Annotated in this window: 21 protein-coding genes; 9 read left to right on the forward strand and 12 right to left on the reverse strand. The window is 63.1% G+C overall.

Annotated features, from left to right (window positions below; all coding sequences use genetic code 11):
- Positions 1 to 67 precede the first annotated feature (67 nt).
- Entirely contained in the window at positions 68 to 1,000 is a 933-nt protein-coding gene (locus CDQ92_RS09905) for an alpha/beta hydrolase (RefSeq protein ID WP_088441194.1), read from the reverse strand.
- A 152-nt stretch (positions 1,001 to 1,152) separates the two neighbouring features.
- On the opposite strand from CDQ92_RS09905, the gene CDQ92_RS09910 reads away from it, so the two are divergent.
- Positions 1,153 to 2,442 carry an adenylosuccinate synthase gene (locus CDQ92_RS09910; RefSeq protein ID WP_088441518.1) on the forward strand — a complete coding sequence of 430 codons (1,290 nt, stop codon included), beginning with the start codon at positions 1,153 to 1,155 and terminating at the stop codon, positions 2,440 to 2,442.
- A gap of 3 nt (positions 2,443 to 2,445) precedes the next feature.
- Here the strand turns inward: CDQ92_RS09910 and CDQ92_RS09915 are convergent, their stop codons facing one another.
- The gene (locus tag CDQ92_RS09915) at positions 2,446 to 3,336 is read right to left on the reverse strand and encodes a haloalkane dehalogenase (protein ID WP_308423580.1); all 891 of its coding nucleotides are present in this window, start codon (positions 3,334 to 3,336) and stop codon (positions 2,446 to 2,448) included.
- Between the two features lie 73 nt (positions 3,337 to 3,409).
- Between CDQ92_RS09915 and CDQ92_RS09920 the strand changes: the two genes are divergently transcribed.
- Positions 3,410 to 4,000: an NADPH-dependent FMN reductase gene (locus CDQ92_RS09920; RefSeq protein ID WP_088441196.1), complete on the forward strand. Its 591-nt coding sequence runs from the start codon at positions 3,410 to 3,412 to the stop codon at positions 3,998 to 4,000.
- Here CDQ92_RS09920 and CDQ92_RS09925 read toward each other — a convergent pair.
- Entirely contained in the window at positions 3,997 to 5,313 is a 1,317-nt protein-coding gene (locus CDQ92_RS09925; protein WP_088441197.1) for a spinster family MFS transporter, read from the reverse strand. The two genes, CDQ92_RS09920 and CDQ92_RS09925, sit on opposite strands and share 4 nt — an antisense overlap.
- Positions 5,314 to 5,424: 111 nt before the next feature.
- On the opposite strand from CDQ92_RS09925, the gene CDQ92_RS09930 reads away from it, so the two are divergent.
- The gene (locus CDQ92_RS09930) at positions 5,425 to 6,999 is read left to right on the forward strand and encodes an amidase (protein ID WP_088441198.1); all 1,575 of its coding nucleotides are present in this window, start codon (positions 5,425 to 5,427) and stop codon (positions 6,997 to 6,999) included.
- A 153-nt stretch (positions 7,000 to 7,152) separates the two neighbouring features.
- On the opposite strand, the gene CDQ92_RS09935 is transcribed toward CDQ92_RS09930, so the two are convergent.
- Together CDQ92_RS09935 and CDQ92_RS09940 are read right to left on the reverse strand one after the other, a co-directional pair.
- Entirely contained in the window at positions 7,153 to 7,638 is a 486-nt protein-coding gene (locus CDQ92_RS09935) for a DUF2721 domain-containing protein (protein WP_088441199.1), read from the reverse strand.
- On the reverse strand, positions 7,635 to 8,855 hold the full coding sequence (locus tag CDQ92_RS09940; protein WP_088441200.1) for an LL-diaminopimelate aminotransferase: 1,221 nt from the start codon (positions 8,853 to 8,855) through the stop codon (positions 7,635 to 7,637). Before CDQ92_RS09940 ends, CDQ92_RS09935 begins: the two co-directional genes overlap by 4 nt.
- A 112-nt stretch (positions 8,856 to 8,967) precedes the next feature.
- Between CDQ92_RS09940 and CDQ92_RS09945 the strand changes: the two genes are divergently transcribed.
- The 3 genes from CDQ92_RS09945 to clpS all read left to right on the forward strand — a co-directional run bounded on the left by CDQ92_RS09945 (position 8,968) and on the right by clpS (position 12,172).
- Positions 8,968 to 10,743, forward strand: a complete 1,776-nt coding sequence (locus CDQ92_RS09945; RefSeq protein WP_088441201.1) for a PHA/PHB synthase family protein — start codon at positions 8,968 to 8,970, stop codon at positions 10,741 to 10,743.
- 121 nt (positions 10,744 to 10,864) lie between these two features.
- The gene (locus CDQ92_RS09950; RefSeq protein WP_088441202.1) at positions 10,865 to 11,608 is read left to right on the forward strand and encodes a phasin family protein; all 744 of its coding nucleotides are present in this window, start codon (positions 10,865 to 10,867) and stop codon (positions 11,606 to 11,608) included.
- Between the two features lie 201 nt (positions 11,609 to 11,809).
- Positions 11,810 to 12,172, forward strand: a complete 363-nt coding sequence (gene clpS / locus CDQ92_RS09955; protein WP_373289589.1) for an ATP-dependent Clp protease adapter ClpS — start codon at positions 11,810 to 11,812, stop codon at positions 12,170 to 12,172.
- A 108-nt stretch (positions 12,173 to 12,280) separates the two neighbouring features.
- Here clpS and CDQ92_RS09960 read toward each other — a convergent pair whose 3' ends face one another.
- Complete coding sequence (locus tag CDQ92_RS09960) at positions 12,281 to 12,793, reverse strand: winged helix-turn-helix transcriptional regulator (RefSeq protein ID WP_088441203.1); 513 nt, start codon at positions 12,791 to 12,793, stop codon at positions 12,281 to 12,283.
- A 192-nt stretch (positions 12,794 to 12,985) separates the two neighbouring features.
- Between CDQ92_RS09960 and CDQ92_RS09965 the strand changes: the two genes are divergently transcribed.
- Both CDQ92_RS09965 and CDQ92_RS09970 read left to right on the forward strand, forming a co-directional pair.
- Positions 12,986 to 13,717, forward strand: a complete 732-nt coding sequence (locus CDQ92_RS09965; RefSeq protein WP_088441204.1) for an SDR family oxidoreductase — start codon at positions 12,986 to 12,988, stop codon at positions 13,715 to 13,717.
- Positions 13,711 to 14,313 (forward strand): 2-hydroxychromene-2-carboxylate isomerase, encoded by a 603-nt coding sequence (locus CDQ92_RS09970; RefSeq protein ID WP_088441205.1) that lies wholly within the window; start codon positions 13,711 to 13,713, stop codon positions 14,311 to 14,313. Before CDQ92_RS09965 ends, CDQ92_RS09970 begins: the two co-directional genes overlap by 7 nt.
- 48 nt (positions 14,314 to 14,361) lie before the next feature.
- Here CDQ92_RS09970 and CDQ92_RS09975 read toward each other — a convergent pair whose 3' ends face one another.
- Positions 14,362 to 14,559: a hypothetical protein gene (locus tag CDQ92_RS09975; RefSeq protein ID WP_088441206.1), complete on the reverse strand. Its 198-nt coding sequence runs from the start codon at positions 14,557 to 14,559 to the stop codon at positions 14,362 to 14,364.
- Positions 14,560 to 14,644: 85 nt separating this feature from the next.
- Between CDQ92_RS09975 and murA the strand changes: the two genes are divergently transcribed.
- Positions 14,645 to 15,928: a UDP-N-acetylglucosamine 1-carboxyvinyltransferase gene (gene murA, locus CDQ92_RS09980; RefSeq protein WP_088441207.1), complete on the forward strand. Its 1,284-nt coding sequence runs from the start codon at positions 14,645 to 14,647 to the stop codon at positions 15,926 to 15,928.
- Between the two features lie 9 nt (positions 15,929 to 15,937).
- Here murA and CDQ92_RS09985 read toward each other — a convergent pair whose 3' ends face one another.
- The 5 genes from CDQ92_RS09985 to CDQ92_RS10005 form a co-directional block, all read right to left on the reverse strand.
- Entirely contained in the window at positions 15,938 to 16,891 is a 954-nt protein-coding gene (locus tag CDQ92_RS09985) for a DMT family transporter (RefSeq protein WP_088441208.1), read from the reverse strand.
- Complete coding sequence (locus CDQ92_RS09990) at positions 16,888 to 17,898, reverse strand: threonine aldolase family protein (RefSeq protein ID WP_088441209.1); 1,011 nt, start codon at positions 17,896 to 17,898, stop codon at positions 16,888 to 16,890. The genes CDQ92_RS09985 and CDQ92_RS09990 overlap by 4 nt, the downstream gene beginning before the upstream one ends.
- 41 nt (positions 17,899 to 17,939) lie before the next feature.
- Positions 17,940 to 18,695: a hypothetical protein gene (locus tag CDQ92_RS09995; protein WP_088441210.1), complete on the reverse strand. Its 756-nt coding sequence runs from the start codon at positions 18,693 to 18,695 to the stop codon at positions 17,940 to 17,942.
- A gap of 10 nt (positions 18,696 to 18,705) precedes the next feature.
- Complete coding sequence (locus tag CDQ92_RS10000) at positions 18,706 to 19,923, reverse strand: argininosuccinate synthase (RefSeq protein ID WP_088441211.1); 1,218 nt, start codon at positions 19,921 to 19,923, stop codon at positions 18,706 to 18,708.
- 465 nt (positions 19,924 to 20,388) lie between these two features.
- Complete coding sequence (locus tag CDQ92_RS10005) at positions 20,389 to 21,534, reverse strand: ISAs1 family transposase (RefSeq protein WP_088441520.1); 1,146 nt, start codon at positions 21,532 to 21,534, stop codon at positions 20,389 to 20,391.
- Positions 21,535 to 21,621: the final 87 nt, after the last annotated feature.

Here is a 21,621-nt window from a genome sequence, read left to right on the forward strand (position 1 = left end):
GGATCAAGTCCGGGGTGACGAAGCGGGGACAATCCCTGTTGCTTCCATGCCAAAACAGGCAGGCGGGTCAGGTGGCGAACACCCGCTTCAACCACGCATCGACCGTCGCGGTCGCCGCGTAGGCCTCATCGCCCAGGCTGCGGTTGATCTCAGCATGGCCCTTCAGCCCCTCCCCGGGAAAACTGCCATGTTCGACGCGGCTGCCTCCCGCGACCAGCGCACTTCCCAAGGCCTTCGCCTGCCGCACCCCGTCGGGCCGCTGGACATAGAGCAGAAGAAACTCCCGCGCGTTGGGCGCCGCAGCATGCGCGGTGGGCGACAAGGCCTTTTGCCGCGCCGGATCGGTCCCGAACGCCTGCGCATAGGTCTTTTGCATGATCGGCGGGCCGTCCTTCATCTGCGCGGGCACGTCATAAGCCGCGCCGTCGTTAGGGATCACGCCCGCGATGTCCGCGAAAGACAGCCCGGCTCCCTTCAGATAACGCTCGTCGGTCCCGACCAGCGCGACCAGATGCGCGCCCGCGCTATGCCCCATCAACACGATGCGCCGCCGATCGATGCCCAGCTTGTCGGCGCGATCGACCAACGACTTGACCGCCCCCGCCACGTCCGCGGACTGCTGCTCGACCGTCGCGGCGGGAACAAGGCGATAGTTGATTGAGGCAAAGGCATAGCCCTGCCCAGGGTAATGCACCGGTTTGAAGCGCCCGGTCGCATTGTCCTTGCTACCGCGCTTCCACCCCCCGCCATGGACATAGACGATCAGCGGCGCCGACTCTCGAATACCCTTGGCACGCCAGATATCGAGTACCTGCAAGGGATCGCTACCATAGGCGATTGTCTCGCTGCCCGGCGCCTTCGGCCCTTGCTCGGCACCCATGCGCTCGGCCATCCGATCGCGCAGGCGGTCGCGCAGCTTCTCGCGCGCGTCGCTCGCGGGCATGCCGCATGCCACCACGGCGGTGGCCGCCAACACGCCCATCCAGTATCGCTTGCTCATCTCCGCACCTCCATCGCCGCCCGGCGCGCGCCACTTGTCCGACGTAAATGTCGCAAATTCATCCCAGCGTGCTTGCCTCAGCGGCCAAATCCGCTAAGGCCGCGCCGGACCCGCGCTGGTCGTTTTTGGGTCCGGTTCAGCAGGACAGCATCATGGCAAATGTTACCGTCATCGGGTCGCAATGGGGCGACGAGGGCAAGGGCAAGATTGTCGACTGGCTCGCCAGCCGCGCCGATGCCGTGGTGCGTTTTCAGGGCGGTCATAATGCCGGTCATACACTCGTCGTCGGCGAACAGGTGTACAAGCTGTCGCTGCTCCCCTCGGGCATCGTCACCGGCACGCTGTCGATCATCGGCAATGGCGTCGTGCTCGATCCGTGGGCGCTACGCGACGAGATCTCCAAGCTGCGCGGTCAGGGCGTTGTCATCAATGCCGAGAATTTTGCGATTGCCGACAATTGCGCGCTGATCCTGCCCTTCCACCGCGATCTCGACGCGCTGCGCGAAACCGCGGCGGGTGCAGGTAAGATCGGCACCACTGGACGCGGCATCGGCCCCGCCTATGAAGACAAGGTCGGCCGCCGCGCGATTCGCGTCTGCGACCTTGCGCATCTCGACAAGCTGGAACCGCAGCTCGACCGCCTGACCGCGCATCACGACGCGCTGCGCGCGGGCTTCGGCGAGCCGCCTATCGATCGCGACCGGCTCGTCGCCGACCTTACCGAAATCGCCGACTATGTCCTCGAATATGCCCAGCCCGTCTGGAAGCGCCTGAAGAAAGTCCGCAAAGCCGGCGCGCGCATCCTGTTCGAGGGCGCGCAGGGCGTGCTGCTCGACGTCGATCACGGCACCTATCCCTTTGTCACCAGCAGCAACACGGTCAGCGGTACCGCCGCGAGCGGCTCGGGCCTCGGCCCGGGCGCCGTCGGTTTCGTGCTCGGGATCGCCAAGGCCTATACTACCCGCGTCGGCAGCGGCCCCTTTCCGACCGAACTTGAAGACGACATCGGCCAGAAGCTCGGCGAGCGCGGGCATGAATTCGGCACGGTCACCGGGCGCAAGCGTCGCTGCGGCTGGTTCGACGCGGTGCTCGTGCGGCAAAGCTGCGCCGTGTCCGGCGTCACCGGCATCGCACTGACCAAGCTCGACGTGCTCGACGGTTTCGACACGATCCGCATCTGCACCGGCTATCGGCTCCGCGGCAAGATCCTCGACTATTTCCCAGCGCATTCGGCCGATCAGGCCGAGGTCGAGCCAATCTACGAGGAGATGGACGGCTGGCAGGAAACGACCGCGGGCGCGCGCAGCTATGCCGACCTGCCCGCGCAGGCGATCAAATACATCCAGCGCGTCCAGGAACTGATCGAAACCCCGATCGCGCTGGTGTCCACCAGCCCCGAACGCGAAGACACGATCCTGATCCGCGACCCGTTCAGCGACTGACCATCAGCTCGCGGCGGCGGCTACGTCGCGGATCGCCGCAACGAAGCCGACGGGGTCATCCTCCTGAATGAAATGCCCGCCGCGCAGCGTGCGGTGGGTCATCCGCGCCGCGCCCGGCACACGTCCAGCGAACAACGCCTCGCCGCCGCGCGTGATCGGGTCGCCGTCGGAAAAGCAGCACAGGAACGGGTTGTCGAACGCCTCCAGCGCGGCCCAGGCGCGCTTCTGGTCAGGCACTGCGACATTGTCGCCCAGCGGGACGAACGACGGAAAGACTCGCGCCGCGATCTTCGACGCGCGGGTCGGGAACGGCGCGTCATAAGCCGCGATCTCGGCCGCGCTCAATTCGCGCTTGGTGCCCGCCTTGACGATCTTGCCGATCGGGAAGACCGGGCTGTACCGCGAAAAGGCACGCCAGATAGCGAAAGCGCGCGGCGCAGGCTGGCCCTCGGGCAATCCGCCATTCGACAGCGCGACCCCGGCGAAGCGTTCGGGCATTTCCGCAACCAGCCGGAGGCCGATCAGCGATCCCCAATCCTGACAGGCAAGGATGATGTTTCTAAGGTCAAGCGCCTCGATCCATTGCCGCACCCACGCAACCTGCGCCGCATAGCTGTACGCCGCGCGATCCAGCGGCTTGTCCGACCGCCCGAAGCCGATCAGGTCGGGTGCGACAACGCGAAAGCACGCATCGACTGCGGGACCGATCATCTGGCGATAGAGATAGGCCCAAGTCGGTTCGCCGTGCAGCATGAGCACCGGCTGCGCGTCGCGCGGTCCTTCGTCGATATAATGAACGCGCAGGCCGCCCGCGATCTCGACGTAATTTGGCGCATAGGGCCAGTCGGGCAAATCCGCAAATCGATCGTCCGGCGTACGATAAACGCGCATCATTTTCTCCCCCACCCATGGTCGCGGTCAGCTTAGGGGACTTCCGTTGCGACGCAAGCCGTGGCACCATCGCGCGATGACCCGCCACGTTCTCGTCTTCTATGGCAGCTATCGCCGCGACCGGCAGGGCATCAAGCTCGCGCATTGGCTCGTAAATGCGATCACCGCGCGCGGCGACAGCGCCGAACTGATCGACGCCAAGGCGGTCGATCTGCCGATGCTCGACCGCATGTATAAGGAATATCCGAAGGGCGAGGCGCCGCCCGCGATGGAAGAACTCGCGGGCAAGATCCGAGCTGCCGATGGCTTTGTCTTTGTCACCGGCGAATATAACTGGGGGCCGCAGCCGGGGCTCAAGAATCTGACCGACCATTATCTCGAGGAATGGTTCTGGCGTCCCGCCGCGATCGCCTGTTATTCGGCCGGGCCGTTCGCGGGCGTGCGGGCGATGATGGGCTGGCGCGATACGCTCGGCGAGATGGGGATGGCGGTCACGTCATCGATCCTGCCCGTCGGGCGGATCGGCGGCGCCTTCGACGCCGATGGTCAGCCAACGGGCGACGACGGCGCGCGGCTGGTTAAAAGCTTCCCGCGCTTTGCCGATGATCTTAATTGGTGGATCGACGCCGCCAAGACGCAGCGCGCGAAGGTCGATCCGCCCTATTAGCCCGACTTCAGCTCGGCCTTCAGTCGGAGGCTGGCGCGCCAGAAGAAGAACGCCGGGATCAGCCCCAGCCACGCGGCACCGTACAGCACCCAGCGCACGCTTTCCTGCCCCGCGAGCGGTTGCAGCGCATCGGACAATACCCCGAACAAGAATGGCCCGAGGCCAAGCCCGATCAGATTCTGCCCGAACAACATAATCGACGCCGCGACCGCCCTCGCGCGCGGCTGGACCAGCCCCTGCACACAGCCATAGGCGGGGCCATAATAGGCCGAATTGAGGATCGTCGGAATGATCAGCATCGCCACCGCGACGCGCCAATCCTCCATATAATAGCCAAGGAACAGGATCGGCGCCGCGATCGCCATCCCGTAAGCGGGAAAGGTCAGCAGATGTTTCTTGTCACGCGGGCCATATTTGTCGGCCATCTTGCCACCGAGCCAGGTACCAAATGCCCCGGCCAGCCCGAGTACGACCGCCATCGACAGGCCTGCTTCGGTCGTCGACAGCCCGTGGCTGCGAATGAAGAAGCTGATCGTCCAAAGCGCTTTACCGTAACCCAGCACAGCGACGACCGACGCCGCGATCAGGATATAGATGAAGGCGCGCGAGCTGAAAATTTCGCGTAGCGCTTCGCCGGTCGATAGTGGCACCACGGCGCGGGCCGTCGCGACCGCTTCTGCCGTCCGACTGTGCCTCGGCTCGCGCATGACGAACAGCACCACTAGCGCCAGCAGGATGCCCGGCGCGCCGACCATCATCAGCGCAATACGCCAACCATAAAGGTCGTTGACCACCCCGCCGATGATCAGGCCGAGCAGCGAGCCGATCGGCACTCCAAGACCATAGAAGGCTATCGCCGACGAACGCTTTTCCGCTGGAACGCTATCGGAGATCAGCGAGTGCGCCGCGGGGGTGCAACCCGCCTCGCCAACCCCGACCCCGACGCGCGCGAGCAGTAGCTGAACGAAATTCTGCGCCAGCCCGCACACCGCGGTCATCGCCGACCAGATCGCCAGTGAAATGGCGATGAGCCGCACCCGGTTGGTGCCGTCCTTGTCGGCGTAACGCGCAATGGGAATGCCAAGCAGTGCGTAGAAGACCGCAAACGCCGGCCCCGCCAGCAGCCCGAGCTGGGTGTCCGAAAGCCCGAGCTCGGCCTTGATCGGTTCGGCGAGGATGTTGACGATCTGCCGGTCGAGGAAATTGAAGATATAAACGATCAGCAGGATCCACAGCATCGTCCGCGTCTGCGCGGAAACGCCATCGGCTGATGGCAGGGCGACACCGGTGGCGAGGGCAGGCTTTTCGTTCATATCATTCTCCCGCGCTCATGGGAGCAGACCGGGGGGATCGGTGTCAACGCCGTTGCGGCATCCCGAAAATCGCCGCTTGCAATTGCCGCTACGGCTGGCAGCGTGTTGCCCATGCAAAAACTTTCGCTGCTCGCCGCCTCCGCCCTGCTTGCCATCGCGCCCGCGCTGGCAATGCCGCCGCCGCTGCCCCCAGTCGAGGGCAAGGATGCCGCGACGTTGCAGGCTGAGATGACCGAGCGGCGGATCAACAGCGACGTCATCACCGCGACCTATCTCGACCGCATCCGCACGCTCGACGATAATGGGCCGAAACTGAATGCCGTCATCGCGACCTTTCCCGATGCAACGAGCCGGGCGCATGCGCTGGACCTCGAACGTCAAGCCGGGCGCGTGCGCGGACCGCTCCACGGCATCCCGATCCTGATCAAGGACAATATCGAGGCCAAGGGGCCGGTGCCGACGACCGCCGGATCACTGGCGCTGCAAGACAATGTCACGAACCGCGACGCGCCCCTGGTGGCGCGGTTGCGCGACGCCGGGGCGGTCATCCTGGGCAAGACCAACCTCAGCGAATGGGCAAATATCCGCTCGAACAATTCGACCAGCGGGTGGAGCGCCGTTGGCGGATTGGCGAAAAATCCGCACGCGCTCGATCGCAACACCTGTGGTTCGTCGGCAGGCAGCGGCGCCGCCACCGCGGCGAGCCTCGCGCCGATCACCATCGGTACCGAAACCGACGGATCGATCACCTGCCCCGCCGGGGTCAATGGCGTTGTGGGCTTCAAGCCTACGGTTGGCCTGGTTAGCCGCACGCATATCGTGCCGATCAGCCACAGCCAGGATACCGCCGGGCCGATGACCCTGACCGTGCGCGATGCTGCGGCGGTGATGACGGTGATCGCGGGCAGCGACCCCGCCGATCAAGCGACCGCCGAAGCCGACGCGCGCAAGGTCGACTATGCCGCCGCGCTGTCGCCCGAAGCACTCAAAGGCAAGCGTGTCGGCGTGCTGCGCGACCGCATCGGCGACCGCATCGACATCGCCGCGCTGTTCGATGCAGCGCTCAAACAGATGACCGACCTGGGCGCGACGGTGGTCGAGATCGCCGACAGTCGCAAAGGGCTGGAAGAGCTGGGCGCGGCCGAATTTGAAGTGCTGATGACCGAGCTTAAGGCCGACATCGCAACTTATCTCGCGAGCCTCCCCGCCAAGGATGGTCCCAAAACGCTTGCCGACCTGATCGCTTTCAACAAGGCGAATCCCGCCGAACTGCAATGGTTCGACCAGTCGCTGTTCGAGCTGGCGGAAAGCAAGGGCGGGTTAGACAGCCCCGATTATGCGACGGCGCGCGACAAGGCGGCGCGGCTCGCCGGACCTGAGGGCATCAACCGGCTGATGAAAGAGCATGACGTTGACCTGCTCGTTGGCGTGACCAACGGTCCCGCATGGACGAGCGACCTCGTGAACGGAGATCACTACACCGGTCCCAGCGCCAGCCAGCTTCCCGCGGTTGCCGGCTATCCGCATCTGACCGTCCCGATGGGGGCAGTGCAGGGACTGCCCATCGGCGTGTCATTCATCGGCAGGAAATGGGCCGATGCTGAGGTGTTGGCAGCGGGTTATGCCTATGAGCAGGCGAGCCGGAAACGGGTGACGCCAACGTATCTGGTTGGTGTGGCGCATTAATTCTCCCTGTCGCGCAGCGATGGGGAGGCGGCAGCGCGAAGCGCTGAAGGAGGGGCCATGGCGCTACCGTCGCCGCCCCTCCACCACTTCGGTCCCGCTCGCGCTCCGCGCCGTCTGCGACACCCCCATGGCTTCGTCACAGGGAGGATCGCGTCACCGTTTATCCCGCCGCCGCTGCCAGCCCATCTCTTCGAGCTCAAGCAGTTCCATCGGAACATGGATGGTGCGGATCGCTAACCGCACCTCAATCAAGAACAGCACCAGCGACACCAGCAGCAGCAACATGGCGAGCGCGAAAACCCAAGCTGCGGCCAATCCCAGATTGAACCCGGCAAAGGCCTGCGCAAACAACAGCGCGACCAGGAAACACACGACGATGCCGCACGCGACCGCGGCCGCGATCGAATTGTTGATCACGTCGATGCGGCGATCGACGACGCGCAATTCGGCGACGATGCGCTCATGATCCTGCCCCTCGGTCTGGGCCCAGCGCTCCATCAGGACGCGCGACCGATCGATGACGCGCGCCAGCCGCCCGGTGAAGACGTTGAGCAGACTGCCCGTTGCGACGAGTAGGAACACCGGGGTGACCGACAGCTGGATCGTCTCGGCGATCATCGCCGAGCCGGTCATGCTCATCCCTCGCCGCCCGCCGCGACCGACGGCGTGTTGACGCCGTGCATCGATAGGAATTTGCGGACATTGCGCGCGGCCTGACGAATGCGCTGCTCGTTCTCGACCATCGCGATGCGGACATAGCCCTCGCCATCCTCGCCATAGCCAACCCCGGGCGCGACCGCGACCTTGGCATGGATCAGCATCTGTTTCGAAAACTCCAGACTGCCCATCTCTTTGAGCGCGGGCGGCAGCGGCGCCCAGGCGAACATCGATGCCTTGGGGCTCGGAATGTCCCAGCCCGCACGGCCAAAGCTCTCGACCATAACGTCGCGACGCTTTTGATACAGTTCGCGATTGCGTGCGACGATATCCTGCGGCCCGTTGAGCGCCGCGCACGCCGCGGCCTGGATCGGGGTGAAAGCGCCATAATCGAGGTAAGATTTAACCCGCGTCATCGCCGCGATGAGCCGCTTGTTGCCGACCGCAAAGCCCATGCGCCAGCCCGCCATCGAATATGTTTTCGACATCGAGGTGAATTCAACCGCAACATCCTTCGCGCCCGGCACCTGCAGGATCGAAGGGGTCGGGTTGCCGTCGTAATAGAGTTCGGAATAGGCCAGGTCGGACAGCACCCAGACCTTGTTCTCCTTCGCCCACGCAACCAACCGCTCGTAGAAAGCGAGGTCCACCGCCTCGGCGGTCGGGTTCGAAGGATAATTGACCACCAGGATCGACGGGCGTGGCACCGTGAACGCCATTGCACGGTCGAGCGCGCGCCAATAATTCTCATCAGGCGTCGTCGGAACGCTGCGGATCGTCGCCCCTGCGATGATGAAGCCGAAGGTGTGGATGGGGTAGCTGGGGTTCGGCGCAAGCACGACGTCGCCCGGGCCGGTGATCGCGGTCGCGAGACTCGCGAGCCCTTCCTTCGACCCCATCGTCACGACGACCTCGCTCTCGGGATCGAGCTCGACGTTGAACCGGCGCGCGTAATAATTTGCCTGCGCCTTGCGGAGACCCGGAATCCCCTTCGACTGCGAATAGCCGTGGGCGTCGGGCTTCATTGCGACTTCGCACAATTTTTCGATCACATGCTGCGGCGGCGGCAGGTCGGGGTTGCCCATCCCCAGGTCGATGATGTCTTCTCCCGCGGCGCGGGCGGCCGCACGCATCGCATTGACTTCGGCGATGACATAGGGCGGCAGGCGCTTGATGCGATAGAATTCATCTTCGGACATGGGAAACTAGAACAACTCCTTTTCGTTATCGGATATAAGTGCGAACGGCGCCTCGCCAGCCGCACCGCGGCTTGTTATAGGCTTCTATTCGCACTGACCAGCAGGAACGAGCATGAGCGACGCAGACAAAAGCGACACGACCGACGTTCCCAACCCCTTCCTGCCGTCGCCCGATGACATACAGCATTGGGCGAGCGTGATCGGGCGCGCGCAGCAGATGATGCTCGAATATGCGCTGAGTCAGACCAATGACGGCAAGACCACCGCCACAGTAATGTTCGATCCCTCAACATGGCTCGAAAACCCGGCGACCCAGATGTGGGCGCAACAGTCGTCGAAGATGTGGGATCAAGGGGTCGCCTTCTGGACCTCGCTCGCGACCCTGAACCCGATGACCCCGCCCGCGCCGGACACCGCGACCAAAGACCGCCGTTTTGCCGACCCCGACTGGGCGTCGAACCCGGTGTTCGCGATGATCCGCCAGACCTACGGCCTGCTCACCGAACAGATGCTCGCAACGACGCGCCAACTCGACGGACTCGATCCTGCAGCGCGCGCGAAGATGGAATTCGCTGCAAAGAGCATCGCCGATGCGATGGCGCCGACCAACCTCGCGCTCACCAATCCCGAAGTCATCAAGCGCGCCGTCGAAACGCGGGGCGAAAGCCTACTCAAGGGCTTGCAGCATATGCTCACCGACCTGTCGCGCGGACAGCTAAGCCATGTCGATCCCGACGCGTTCGAGGTCGGGGTCAATATCGCAACGACGCCCGGCAAGGTAATCCACGAGACCGAGCTCTATCAGCTGATCCAATATACGCCGACGACCAAAGAGGTGCTCAGAGTTCCGCTGCTGATCTTCCCCCCATGGATCAACCGCTTTTATATTCTCGACCTCAATCCCGCCAAAAGCTTCGTGGCCTGGGCGGTCGAACAGGGATTGTCGGTATTCATGGTGTCGTGGAAATCGGCCGACGCGTCGATGAAGGACGTCGTGTGGGACGATTATATCGCGGCGCAGATCGACGCGATCGACACGGTGCGCGCGGCGCTCGATGTCCCCGCGGTCCATACAATCGGTTATTGCGTAGCGGGGACCACGCTCGCTGCGACGCTCGCGATCCTGGCGGCGAAGGGCGAGGCCGAGCGGGTGAAGTCGGTCACCTTCTTCACCGCGCAGGTCGATTTCGAACAGGCCGGCGACCTCAAGATGTTCGTCGACGACAGCTATCTGGCATTGCTCGAACAGCTTTCGGCGCCCGGCTACCTCGACGGCCGCTATATGGCCGCCACCTTCAACAGCCTGCGCGGGCGCGACCTGATCTGGAATTATGTCGTCAGCAATTACCTGCTCGGCAACGACTATCCACCATTCGACTTGCTCTACTGGAACGGCGACACGACCAACCTGCCCGCGAAGTGGCATCGGCAATATCTGCTCGACCTGTACCGCGATAACCGCATGGTCATTCCGAACAGCCTGTCGGCGTGCGGCACGCCGATCGACCTAAGGAAAATCGAGACGCCGGCGTATATCCAGGCGGGGCGCGAAGATCATATCGCGCCGCTCGCCAGCGTGTGGCGGCTGATGAACAATTTGTCCGGCCCCAAAACCTTCCTGCTTGCCGGTTCGGGCCATATCGCCGGGGTCGTCAACCCGCCCGCCGCAGGCAAATATCAATATTGGACCGGTGACAGCAAAGCCGCGACGCTCGACGAATTTGTTGCCAGCGCCAGCGAGACCAAGGGCAGCTGGTGGCCGCACTGGATCGACTGGATTTCGGCGCAGGATGACAAAAGAATCGCAGTCAAAGGTGCCCGGATCCCCGGAAAAGGGGCCAAAAAGGCGATCGAGGACGCGCCTGGCCGCTATGTCAAACAGCGGTAATATCTAGCGATTATCCAGCCTTTGGGCGGCGATGAGAATTTTTTTGTGCGCTGCACAAAATAAACTTGAAATCGCCGAACCACTCCTATATTGTGCACTGCAACATAAAGGAGTTTTACCCATGGCTACCAAGATGGATAGTGCCGAAAAGGCTTTCGAAGCCGCGACGCTGGAAACCGCCGCCAAGCCGGTGGAAGCTCCGGCTGCCCCTGCCGTTGTCGCTGCACCCGCAGCGGTAAAGGCTGCGGCCCCTGCCAAGATCAAGACGGTTAAGGCAAAAGCCAAGCCGGCCGCGAAAAAGGCTGCTGCTCCGAAGGCAGTTGCCAAGAAGGTCGCCCCCAAGAAGGCGACCGTGAAGAAAATTGCCCCCAAGGCCGCACCGAAGCCGGTTGCTGCCGTCAGCAAAGGAATCAAGACCATGAACGACACCGTCAAGAAGTTCGCCGACGAAGCGAAGACCCGCACCGAAGCCCTGACCGCCGACTTCAACGAGAAGGCCAAGGAAGCGATGAGCAAGACCAGCAAGCTGGCCGAAGAAGCTGTCGAATTCAACAAGGCGAACATCGAAGCGATGGTCGAAGCCGGCAAGATCGCTGCCAAGAACATGGAAGTTCTGGGCCAGGAAGGCGTGACCTTCGCTCGCAAGAGCTTTGAAGACACGACCGCTGCACTGAAGGGCTACACCTCGGTCAAGTCGCCGACCGAATTCTTCAAGCTCTATGCCGAAAACAGCAAGAAGGCGTTCGACGCCGCCGTTGCTCAGACCTCGAAGACCAGCGAGCTGGTCGTCAAGATGGCCAACGACAGCTTCGCGCCGATCTCGAACCGCGTTTCGGTGATCACTTCGAAGATGAAGGCCGCTTAAGGCGCCTTTACCTTCCGTCGGCGCGGGCACTTCCCCCTCCCTCCGCGCCTGCACCGACACTCTCAAGACCGCTCGCTTCCCATGGAAGCGGGCGGTTCTTGTTTTGGTGCAACCGGCCGATCGCGGCTGGCGAACAAGAGGTTAAAAACCGCGTGCACGCCCCTTGCGCTTCGCCCGCGGCTTGCGATATTCCTGCTCATGATGCTTTCAGTTTCCACCCTCCATCCGATCCGCGCCATGGCGGATAAGGACGACGGCTCGCCCGGCACCCCTGGCGTCGGCATCGCCACGCGCACCCGCGCCAAGGCGAAAAAACCATCGATGTACAAGGTCCTGCTGCTCAACGACGACTACACGCCGATGGAATTCGTCGTGATGGTGCTCCAGCGATTCTTCAACATGGACATCGAACAAGCGACGCAGGTGATGCTCCACGTCCACCAACAGGGCGTCGGCGTGTGCGGCGTGTTCAGCTATGAGGTTGCCGAGACCAAGGTCAATCAGGTGATGGACGCCGCGCGGCAGAACCAGCACCCGCTGCAATGCACGCTGGAAAAGGCGTAAAAATTCTCCCTTCCCTGAAAGACAGGGGCAGCGAAACTTGCCAGCTTGCTGGTTAGTCGCAACGAGCGCCGCTTGCGGCAGCACGGCTCGCTTCGCTCGCACCGACCCCTAACCCCTGGAGGGGGATTGAAGCCGATCCCGCCGTACCTGCTCGGCCTTGAGCGCTGGCGAAGCTTCCCCCTTTAAATCGCCGTAGCCTAGCGACGCGCCGCATCCCGGGCAAACAACCGCGGTCCCCACGTCGGTGCCGCACGCACGGTGGATATAGCGCATCGCCGGGCCACCGCCCGTCTCGCCGTCACGATAGGCCCAGCGCTCGGCCCAGCCGCGCATGGCGTACAGGACGTCAAAGAGATCCTTGCCCTTGTCGGTCAGCCAATATTCGTAGCGGACGGGCCGCTCCTGATACGGGCGGCGTTCAACCACGCCTTCGCTTTCGAGCAGCTTGAGCCGCGCCGACACGAGCTGCGGGCCGAGCCCGGTGTTCGCCGCGATGAACTCGAACCGCCGATTGCCGAAGAACAGGTCGCGCACGATGAGCAGCACCGCCCGATCGCCGAGCAGCTCGGCCGAGCGGCCGACGGGGCAATAAGTCGCTGACAGATCGGCGCGTTTGGGCATAGACCGCCCCTTATCCCCGTCATTGCGCGCGAAGCAAAGCAATCCAGGGCAGTTTACTCCACACTGGTTTGCTTTGCTTCGCTCGCAATGACGGTGTTCTTACGCGCAACCGCAGCTTCCTCTGGCGTCTTCAAAAATCTCTTGTCACTATGATTATCATAGTTACTATCGAGCGCAAGAGGAGCGTCGCATATGCCCAATCCCGCAGCCGTCATCATCGGGGCCGGCGATGCCACCGGCGGCGCCATTGCCCGCGCCTTCGCTGCCGAAGGACTTACCGCCTGCGTCAACCGCCGCGAACGCAACACTGATCAGCTCGAAGCGCTGGCGCAGTCGATCCGTGACGACGGCTTGTCGGCTCGCGCCTTCCCTGCCGACGCACGCGACGAAGCAGCGATGATCGCGCTGTTCGATCAGGTCGAGGCCGAGGTTGGCCCCATCGAGGTCGCGGTGTTCAACATTGGCGCCAACGTCAACTTCCCGATCAGTGAAACGACGGTGCGCGTTTACACCAAGGTATGGGAAATGGCGTGCCTCGGTGGCTTCCTGATGGGGCGCGAGGCGGCAAAGCGCATGACCCCACGGGGGCGCGGCACGATCATCTTCACCGGCGCCACCGCGTCGTTGCGCGGCGGGTCGGGCTATGCCGCCTTTTCGGGCGCCAAAGGCGCGCTCCGGATGCTCGCACAAGCAATGGCACGCGAACTGGGGCCACAGGGCATCCATGTCGCGCACACCGTCATCGACGGCGCGATCGACACCGATTTCATCAAGGGCCGTCATCCCGATTTCGACAACGCCAAGGCGCAGGATCTGATCCTCAACCCGGCCGCCATCGCCGCCAATTATGTGATGCTCCACAAGCAGCCGAAGAGCGCCTGGACGCACGAACTCGACCTTCGCCCCTGGGGAGAAAAATGGTGACCAAGACGCTCGAACTGATTTTCGATTTTGGCAGCCCCAACGCCTATCTGGCGATGAAGGCATTGCCTGAGTTACTCGACCGCACCGGCGCTGACCTGCTCATCACCCCGTGCCTGCTCGGCGGCGTTTTCAAGGCGACGGGCAACAAGGCGCCGATGATCCAATATGCCGATGCGCCGGCCAAGCTGGCCTATGAAAATCTGGAGATGCGGCGCTTCGTCGAAAAACATGACCTGGGGAAATTTCGCCTCAATCCGCATTTCCCGATTAACACGCTGACCATCATGCGCGGCGCGATTGTCGCCACCGATGAGGACGTGCTCGACGATTATGTCGACGCGGTGAACCGCGCGATGTGGGAAGACGGGCTGAAGATGGACGACGCCGATGTCGTCGCAACCTTCCTGTCGGCGAATGGCTTCGATGGCCCAGCGCTGCTCGCGCGGACGCAGGAGCCCGAGATCAAGGCAAAGCTCGTCGCCAACACCGAAGTCGCGGTCGCCCGCGGGGTGTTCGGCATCCCGACCTTCTTCGTCGGCGATGCGATGTTTTTTGGGAAAGACCGGCTTGGTCAGGTGGAAGAGGCACTCGCCTGACTATCACCTCGCCGCCCTCGCTCGCGCGGGGGGCGGCGTCCACTTGCCTCAGCTGAAATCTAGTTGAATGATGTCGCTCGGCGTCGCGCGGCAATATATTTCGATCGGACGCGCTCCGTCGGGGTAGGTCGCGGTCATCGCCGCACGGATCCGCCAACCGCCATTGCCCTGTTCGAGCGACACCAGCTTGTCATACGACAGGCGCGTGCCGCCAGTCACCCCGATCTGCCGCGCCGCATCGGTCATGCAATTCTGTTTCACACTTCCAACCGGAAAGCCACGGCGAAAGGTGCGCGCTTGCGCACCCGCGCCCGTGCGCTAAAGACAGCCGATGGATCAAATCGTCATTCGCGGCGGCCAGCGACTCAAGGGCCGTATCCCCATTTCCGGCGCCAAGAATGCGGCGCTGACCCTGCTGCCGTGCGCGCTGCTCACCGATGAGCCGCTGACGCTGCGCAACCTGCCGCGCCTTGCCGATGTCGACGGCTTTGGTCACTTGCTCAACCAACTCGGTTGCTCGACGACGATCGAAGGATCGCGGCCCGAGGATTTCGGTCGCGTGATGACCGCGCGGACGACAACGCTCACATCGACCGTCGCGCCCTATGACATCGTGCGCAAAATGCGCGCTTCGATCCTCGTGCTCGGGCCGCTGCTCGCGCGCGCTGGCGAGGCGACGGTGTCACTGCCCGGCGGCTGCGCGATCGGCAACCGCCCGATCGACCTGCACCTAAAAGCCCTCGAAGCTTTTGGCGCCCAGATCGAGCTGACCTCGGGATATGTGAAGGCCGTCGCCCCCGGCGGACGCCTTGCGGGCGGCAAGTTCACCTTCCCCGTCGTCTCCGTCGGTGCGACCGAAAATGCGCTGATGGCGGCGTCGCTGGCCAAGGGCACTTGCGTGCTCGAAAACGCCGCGCGCGAGCCCGAGATTGTCGACCTGTGCAACTGCCTGGTCGCGATGGGCGCGCATATCGACGGCATTGGTACCGAAACGCTCACCATTGAGGGCGTCGATCGCCTGCACGGCGCGACGTACCGCGTCATGGCCGACCGTATCGAAGCGGGCAGCTATGCCTGCGCCGCGGTGATCACCGAAGGCGATGTCGAACTGGTCGGCGCCAAGGCCGACGAAATGGAAGCGACGCTGTCGGCGCTGCGTCAGGCAGGCGCCACGGTCGAAGAAACCAAGACCGGCATTCGCGTCGCCATGTCGGGCCGTGCTGAACCTGTCACGCTGTCGACCGCGCCTTATCCCGGCTTCGCGACCGACATGCAGGCGCAGTTCATGGCGATGGCGACCCTCGGCAAGGGCGCCAGCCTGTTCACCGAAACGATCTTTGAGAATCGTTATATGCACGTTCCCGAACTGGCGCGCATGGGCTGCGACATTGATGTGCGCGGTCGCAGCGCTGTGGTGCGCGGCGTCGACCACCTCGTCGGCGCGCCGGTGATGGCGACCGACCTGCGCGCATCGATGAGCCTGATCATTGCCGGTCTGGCGGCGCAAGGCACGACCGAGGTCAACCGCGTCTATCACCTCGACCGCGGCTACGAACGGCTGGAAGAAAAGCTGCAGGCGGTCGGCGCCGACATCGAACGGATCAGCGCGGGTTAGCGTCTGGCGCTAATCGGCGTCGACCGGAACCGCTACCATATTCCCGCTGACCGACGGCCGCTCGGGCCGCTTGGCCACCGCGATCACCAGCCCGATCAGCGCGACCACGCCCCCACCGATCGACAGCGGCGCCCAGCGATAGCCTTCGAATAACGTCGAAAAGCCCATCGCGATGATCGGGATCAGCACGCTCGACCATGCCGCCTGCCCCGGCCCGACGGCACGGATGATGTTAAAGTACAGGGGGAAGGTCACCGCACTGGCAATGACCCCCAAATATAGCACACCGACGAGATAGGCGGATGTCGCCTCGATGACCGGCGGGCCGGTGGTCACCCATGCGAAAACGGAGTCGCCCAATGCACCGAACAGCATCGCCCATGCGATCATCACCACCATCGACTGCGCGCGCGCGATGTTGCTCCCTTGCATCACATTGGAAGCAGATGCGCTCATAACGCCGCATAGCGTCAGCGCGGTGCCGATCAGCACTTCGGCAGCACCAACGGCGGCGGCGCGATATTCCTGAAGAATCATCATCCCCACCCCGACGATCGCGATCCCGGCGCCGAGCAGGAAACGGCCCTCGACCTTGGTCTTCAGGAACACGCGCCCGAGCAAGGTGTTGGGGACGATCAAGAGCGCGAACAGCACCGCGACCAGACCCGAGGTGATGTGAAGTTCGGCGCGATAAACGAAGTTAAAATTGAACGCGAACTGGGCCATCCCCAGCAAGGCGGCAAATCCCCAACCGTACCCCGACAGCGTCAACCGTTCGCCGCGCCACGCCGCATAAGCGAACATCGCGGCGGCGCCGACGAAAAAACGGTAAGCGACCGACCAGCTGGGCGGAACGACGCCTAGCTGCCCGGTAATCACGATCCACGTCGATCCCCAGATCAGGGTGACGAAGAGAAAGGGCAATAATACGCGCGGCGTCAGCAGGTTGGGCGGCGCGCTCACAGCGCCGCGATCGCGGCCGCGAACGGCGCGACCGCGTCGCCGTCTTGATCCCAGCTGACGACCAGACGCGCCGCGCCTTCGCCCCAGTCGTAAAAATCGAACCCGGCGCCGCGCAGTTTTGCGGCTTCGGCGGCGGTCAGGCGCACGAACAACTCGTTCGCCTCGACCGGGTGCATGAGCCGGTCCCCGCACGCTCTTGCCAGCGTTGCCGCTCCGGCGTTGGCCGCGCGCGCATTGTCGAGCCAAAGGTCGTTGGACAACATCGCGCGAATCTGTGCCGCAACGAACCGCCCCTTGCTGAGCAGATGGCCCCCACGTTTCTTGAGCTCGCGCACCCCGGGTCCGCCGCTGCCGCCAAAAAAGACGATCGCTTCGGCCATCATCGCGCCATTTTTGGTGAAGCCGAACGACAGCGCATCAACCCCGGCGCGCCAGGTCACGTCGGCGGGGGCGCAGTCCAGATAGGCGACGGCATTGGCGAAGCGGGCGCCGTCCATATGCAGTTTCATGCCATTGGCGCGCGCAATCTCGCTGATCTCGCCAATCTCGTCGGCGCGCCAGACGAGGCCATATTCGGTCGCGTTGGTGATGCTGATTGCCGCGGGCTGGACCTGATGCACGTCCTGGCGGATCCCAGCGATCCGCGCTTTCAACGCTTCGGCGTCGATCTTTGCGCCGCGCCCGGGCAGCGTCATCAGCTTGGCACCGCCCGAATAAAAGGTCGGGGCGCCGCATTCGTCGACCTCAATATGGGCTTCCTCGTAGCAGAGGATGCCCTGCCATGGCCGCACGAAATGGGCGAGGATGATGCTGTTCGCGGCGGTGCCGGTGGGGATCCACACCACTTCGCAATCGGTCTCGAACAACTCGGAAAAGGTCGCGTCGAGCGACATGCTGAGCGCATCGCCGTCATAAGCGGTGTCGACATGATTGGCAGCCGCCAGCGCTTCCATCACCACCGGATGAACCGTTGCAGCATTGTCGGAGAAAAAGCGGGTCGCGGTCACGAATGGCGCCTTAGCGTAGGTCCGTCTGTCATGCTAACCCTTCATTTTGGTCGCGTTTCATTCACAGCCTCACCGCCCGCCGCATCAGCAGCCCCCCCGGCAATTGTTGCACCCCCGGCGACACCAAGCCCGCCGGCCATACCGACCCCGCCGCCGCTCATCCCGCCACCGCGTCCACCGCCGCCGCCGCCTCGATCGCGCCCCGAACCGCCGCCCTTGCCGCCGCCGCTCGATGGGCGGGTCGGACCTTGCAACGGGATGACAACGTCGTCAGGCACCGGATCGAGATCGAGCGCCTGCCGAATGAAATCGCGCAGCGCAATCACCAGGTCGTGAACATGCACGGGCCGCCCATCAGCCAGTTCGCGCGCGGCGCGGCTGGCCAGCCGCACCTGGTCTTCGGTGCCGAGCAGGATGATGTCGGACAGCGCCGCTTCGACCGCATCGCGGATTCGGCGTGGTCGGTCCGATTCGCCTTCGCTCGAATCGCCGTTCGCAGCTTCGCCCGACAAGTCGATCGGCGGCGCGGCCTCGCCCTCGACGGGCATAGCTCGCCGCCTATCGCGTAGATGCCGCGGATCGACCGTCAGGTCTCCAGTGAAGGAACCGCCCAGCGTCTTGTACGCCGCCATCAACGTGCGCAGCCGCTCGTTGATCTGGCGGTTCATCCGTTCGCGGCGCTGCTGGATGGTCATCATCACCATCAGCCGGATGCCGACCCCGATCAGGGTGAAAAGCGCCAGCCCCAGCAATGTCGTCCCGATGCTTTGCCATGACGAAAAATCGAACAAGCGCATCGGCGTTTTCCTATCGATCGCGTTTGGCGAGCAGCTTCAGGCGCAACGCGTTGAGCTTGATGAAGCCTGCAGCATCCTTCTGGTCATAAGCGCCGGCGTCATCCTCGAACGTCACATGGCGTTCGCTGTAGAGGCTATTCGGCGACTTGCGGCCGACGACGTTCGCATTGCCCTTGTAGAGCTTGAGCCGGACGGTGCCGCTGACCTTTTCCTGGCTATGGTCGATCGCCGCCTGCAACATCTCGCGTTCGGGCGCGAACCAGAAGCCGTTGTAGATGAGCTCGGCATATTTCGGCATCAGCTCGTCTTTGAGATGCGCGGCGCCGCGATCGAGCGTGATGCTTTCGATACCGCGATGGGCGCGCGCGTAAATCTCGCCGCCCGGCGTCTCGTACATGCCGCGCGACTTCATGCCGACGAAGCGGTTCTCGACGAGGTCGAGGCGGCCAATGCCGTGCTTGCGGCCAAGGTCGTTGAGCGCCGCAAGCAAGGTTGCAGGCGACATCGCCTGCCCGTTCAGCGCGACGCCATCACCGCGCTCGAAATCGACGGTGATATATTCAGGGGTGTCGGGCGCATCCTCCGGATTGACGGTGCGCGAATAGACATAGTCCGGGGTCTCATCCCACGGATTTTCGAGCACCTTGCCCTCACTCGAAGTGTGCAGCAAATTGGCGTCGGTCGAAAACGGGCTTTCGCCGCGCTTGTCCTTCGGCACCGGAATCTGGTGCTGTTCGGCCCAGGCGATCAGCGCGGTGCGGCTGGTCAGATCCCATTCGCGCCACGGCGCGATCACCTTGATGTCGGGGTTCAGCGCATAGGCCGACAGCTCGAACCGGACCTGATCATTGCCCTTGCCCGTCGCGCCATGTGCCACGGCGTCGGCGCCGGTTTCGCTGGCGATCTCAACCAGCCGTTTCGAAATCAGCGGCCGCGCGATGCTGGTACCAAGCAGGTAATCGCCCTCGTATCGCGCATTGGCGCGCATCATCGGGAAGACGAAGTCGCGGACGAATTCCTCTTTCAGATCGTCAATATAAATATGCTCGGGCTTGATCCCCAGCAGCTCGGCCTTGGCGCGCGCGGGTTCCAGTTCCTCGCCTTGCCCGAGGTCGGCGGTGAAGGTCACCACTTCGCAGCCATAGGTAACCTGCAGCCACTTCAGGATGACGCTGGTATCGAGACCGCCCGAATAGGCGAGGACGACGCGCTTAATGGAATCGGACATGGCTGTACCTTTGGCGAGGGGATGACGCGGGCGCGGCTAGCAGCCCCGCCCCCGCGACGCAACGCCCGCCATGCGTGCCGCGCGGAGCGAGCGGCGAAACTTGTCAAACTTGTCAGTCGTCTTTCCCCCCAGACGTCGCTGCACGTGCAGGGCGCCCGCCTACGTGTCGTCCAGAAGAATACGGCCATTGGCGGGGCGCCTGTGCCATTTTACCGGCGATTGAAGCAAAGCGGAAAAATGTAGGAAAGGCCCGCGCGGACCTATTTTATCGCGCTGGCGCCAGGCACAAGCTTTCCATTTATCGCGATGCATATTTGCTTGGCCGCGCTGGCGAGCGCCGCGAGTGTCCGATGAAAATATATGTCTTGGACGAGGACCTTTATGCGCCTGACTCTCGCTTTCGCTGTCGTTACCCCCGCTTTTTCCGCCGCCGCTGCCGACGAACAGGGGAATCGGGTGAACAAGTCATCGTGAGATAATTGCGGCGAGGAAGTCGTCATCCCAAGCTGCGACTTTTCTTCTGAGCCGCATTGAGTCTTTTCCCGGAGCGGATCGCAGTAGATTGTGCGCCATGTGCTTTATGGTGGTGAAGTTTGCAGGTGCATGCTCCGTGCGCACCCGGCATTCGTCATCGCGAAAGACCATATCCATAACCCAATGGAGACTGTTTTCGATCGCCCAGTGATGGCGCACGATGGCACCAAGCTGCTCGGCGGGCAGCTGCAGCGAGGTTAGGTAGAGGCGGGTTTCGTGGGTGGCTTTGTCGCCTGTCTCGCGGATACTGTCGACGATGATGACGGCCTTCAGGCCGGGCCATCTATGGTCCTTGGGAAGCCAGTCGAGATTGTGGATGACGGTGGTCGCCCTGGTCTCGATGCGGCCATGGTCGCCATCGACCGTCGTGTTTTGGCTGATCTTGCACTCATGGAAGTTGCGCTCTTTCTGCTCGGCTACGAACAGCGCGACATCCTCGTGCAGAGCCGTCTGGTTCCCCTTGAGCGCCAGGACATACTCGGCCTTCTTGTCGAGGATCGTCTGGGCAATCACGCGTTGGCAGCCCATAGCGTCGATTGTCACGACGGCACCCTCGATATCCATCATGGCCAGTAATCGGGGGATAGCAGTGATCTCGTTCGACTTCTCGTCGATCTTGACCTGGCCCAGCACCAACCGTTGGCGAGCGGCAAATGCCGAGACCATATGGATCGCTGCCTTGCCGCCCGCCTTGTCGTGCGAACGACGCGATGTCTTGCCGTCGATTGCAATGACCTCGGCACAGGTCCCGGTGAGCGAGGCGACCCACTTCACAAAGCACTGCTGGAACTGTTCAGCATCAAGCGTCGCGAAGATGTCACCAAGGTGATCGTGCGAGGGCGTGCCTGCAGCAAAGGGACGAAATCGCTGCAGAAAATCCAGCTTTTTCTCTCCAAAGCGGGCGATGTCGACGAATGTCTCCGCACCCGCCAAAACGCCCAGCAGCGCCAAAAGCAATATCTCCTCAAGCGGATACATCACCTTTGCCAGTTGCCGACCATCGACCAAGTCACGGAAATGATCCAGAAAAACTACCGCCTCGCCAAGCGCTCCGCTCGACTGATCACCACTGTCCATCACAATATCCCCTCGTCCAAATCTGAGGATTTGCATAGATTCAGCAATTCACGCGTTTGTCGCCCCTTCTTTCACCCGATTGCCCTG

It is taken from the genome of Sphingopyxis bauzanensis, assembly GCF_002205675.1.
Taxonomy (GTDB): domain Bacteria; phylum Pseudomonadota; class Alphaproteobacteria; order Sphingomonadales; family Sphingomonadaceae; genus Sphingopyxis; species Sphingopyxis bauzanensis.

Bases quoted from the DNA above. Each gene is read 5' to 3' on its own strand.
- CDQ92_RS09905 (WP_088441194.1), bottom strand. From the start codon at position 1,000: ATGAGCAAGCGATACTGGATGGGCGTGTTGGCGGCCACCGCCGTGGTG.
- CDQ92_RS09910 (WP_088441518.1), top strand. From the start codon at position 1,153: ATGGCAAATGTTACCGTCATCGGGTCGCAATGGGGCGACGAGGGCAAG.
- CDQ92_RS09915 (WP_308423580.1), bottom strand. From the start codon at position 3,336: ATGATGCGCGTTTATCGTACGCCGGACGATCGATTTGCGGATTTGCCC.
- CDQ92_RS09920 (WP_088441196.1), top strand. From the start codon at position 3,410: ATGACCCGCCACGTTCTCGTCTTCTATGGCAGCTATCGCCGCGACCGG.
- CDQ92_RS09925 (WP_088441197.1), bottom strand. From the start codon at position 5,313: ATGAACGAAAAGCCTGCCCTCGCCACCGGTGTCGCCCTGCCATCAGCC.
- CDQ92_RS09930 (WP_088441198.1), top strand. From the start codon at position 5,425: ATGCAAAAACTTTCGCTGCTCGCCGCCTCCGCCCTGCTTGCCATCGCG.
- CDQ92_RS09935 (WP_088441199.1), bottom strand. From the start codon at position 7,638: ATGAGCATGACCGGCTCGGCGATGATCGCCGAGACGATCCAGCTGTCG.
- CDQ92_RS09940 (WP_088441200.1), bottom strand. From the start codon at position 8,855: ATGTCCGAAGATGAATTCTATCGCATCAAGCGCCTGCCGCCCTATGTC.
- CDQ92_RS09945 (WP_088441201.1), top strand. From the start codon at position 8,968: ATGAGCGACGCAGACAAAAGCGACACGACCGACGTTCCCAACCCCTTC.
- CDQ92_RS09950 (WP_088441202.1), top strand. From the start codon at position 10,865: ATGGCTACCAAGATGGATAGTGCCGAAAAGGCTTTCGAAGCCGCGACG.
- clpS (WP_373289589.1), top strand. From the start codon at position 11,810: ATGCTTTCAGTTTCCACCCTCCATCCGATCCGCGCCATGGCGGATAAG.
- CDQ92_RS09960 (WP_088441203.1), bottom strand. From the start codon at position 12,793: ATGCCCAAACGCGCCGATCTGTCAGCGACTTATTGCCCCGTCGGCCGC.
- CDQ92_RS09965 (WP_088441204.1), top strand. From the start codon at position 12,986: ATGCCCAATCCCGCAGCCGTCATCATCGGGGCCGGCGATGCCACCGGC.
- CDQ92_RS09970 (WP_088441205.1), top strand. From the start codon at position 13,711: ATGGTGACCAAGACGCTCGAACTGATTTTCGATTTTGGCAGCCCCAAC.
- CDQ92_RS09975 (WP_088441206.1), bottom strand. From the start codon at position 14,559: ATGACCGATGCGGCGCGGCAGATCGGGGTGACTGGCGGCACGCGCCTG.
- murA (WP_088441207.1), top strand. From the start codon at position 14,645: ATGGATCAAATCGTCATTCGCGGCGGCCAGCGACTCAAGGGCCGTATC.
- CDQ92_RS09995 (WP_088441210.1), bottom strand. From the start codon at position 18,695: ATGCGCTTGTTCGATTTTTCGTCATGGCAAAGCATCGGGACGACATTG.
- CDQ92_RS10000 (WP_088441211.1), bottom strand. From the start codon at position 19,923: ATGTCCGATTCCATTAAGCGCGTCGTCCTCGCCTATTCGGGCGGTCTC.
- CDQ92_RS10005 (WP_088441520.1), bottom strand. From the start codon at position 21,534: ATGGACAGTGGTGATCAGTCGAGCGGAGCGCTTGGCGAGGCGGTAGTT.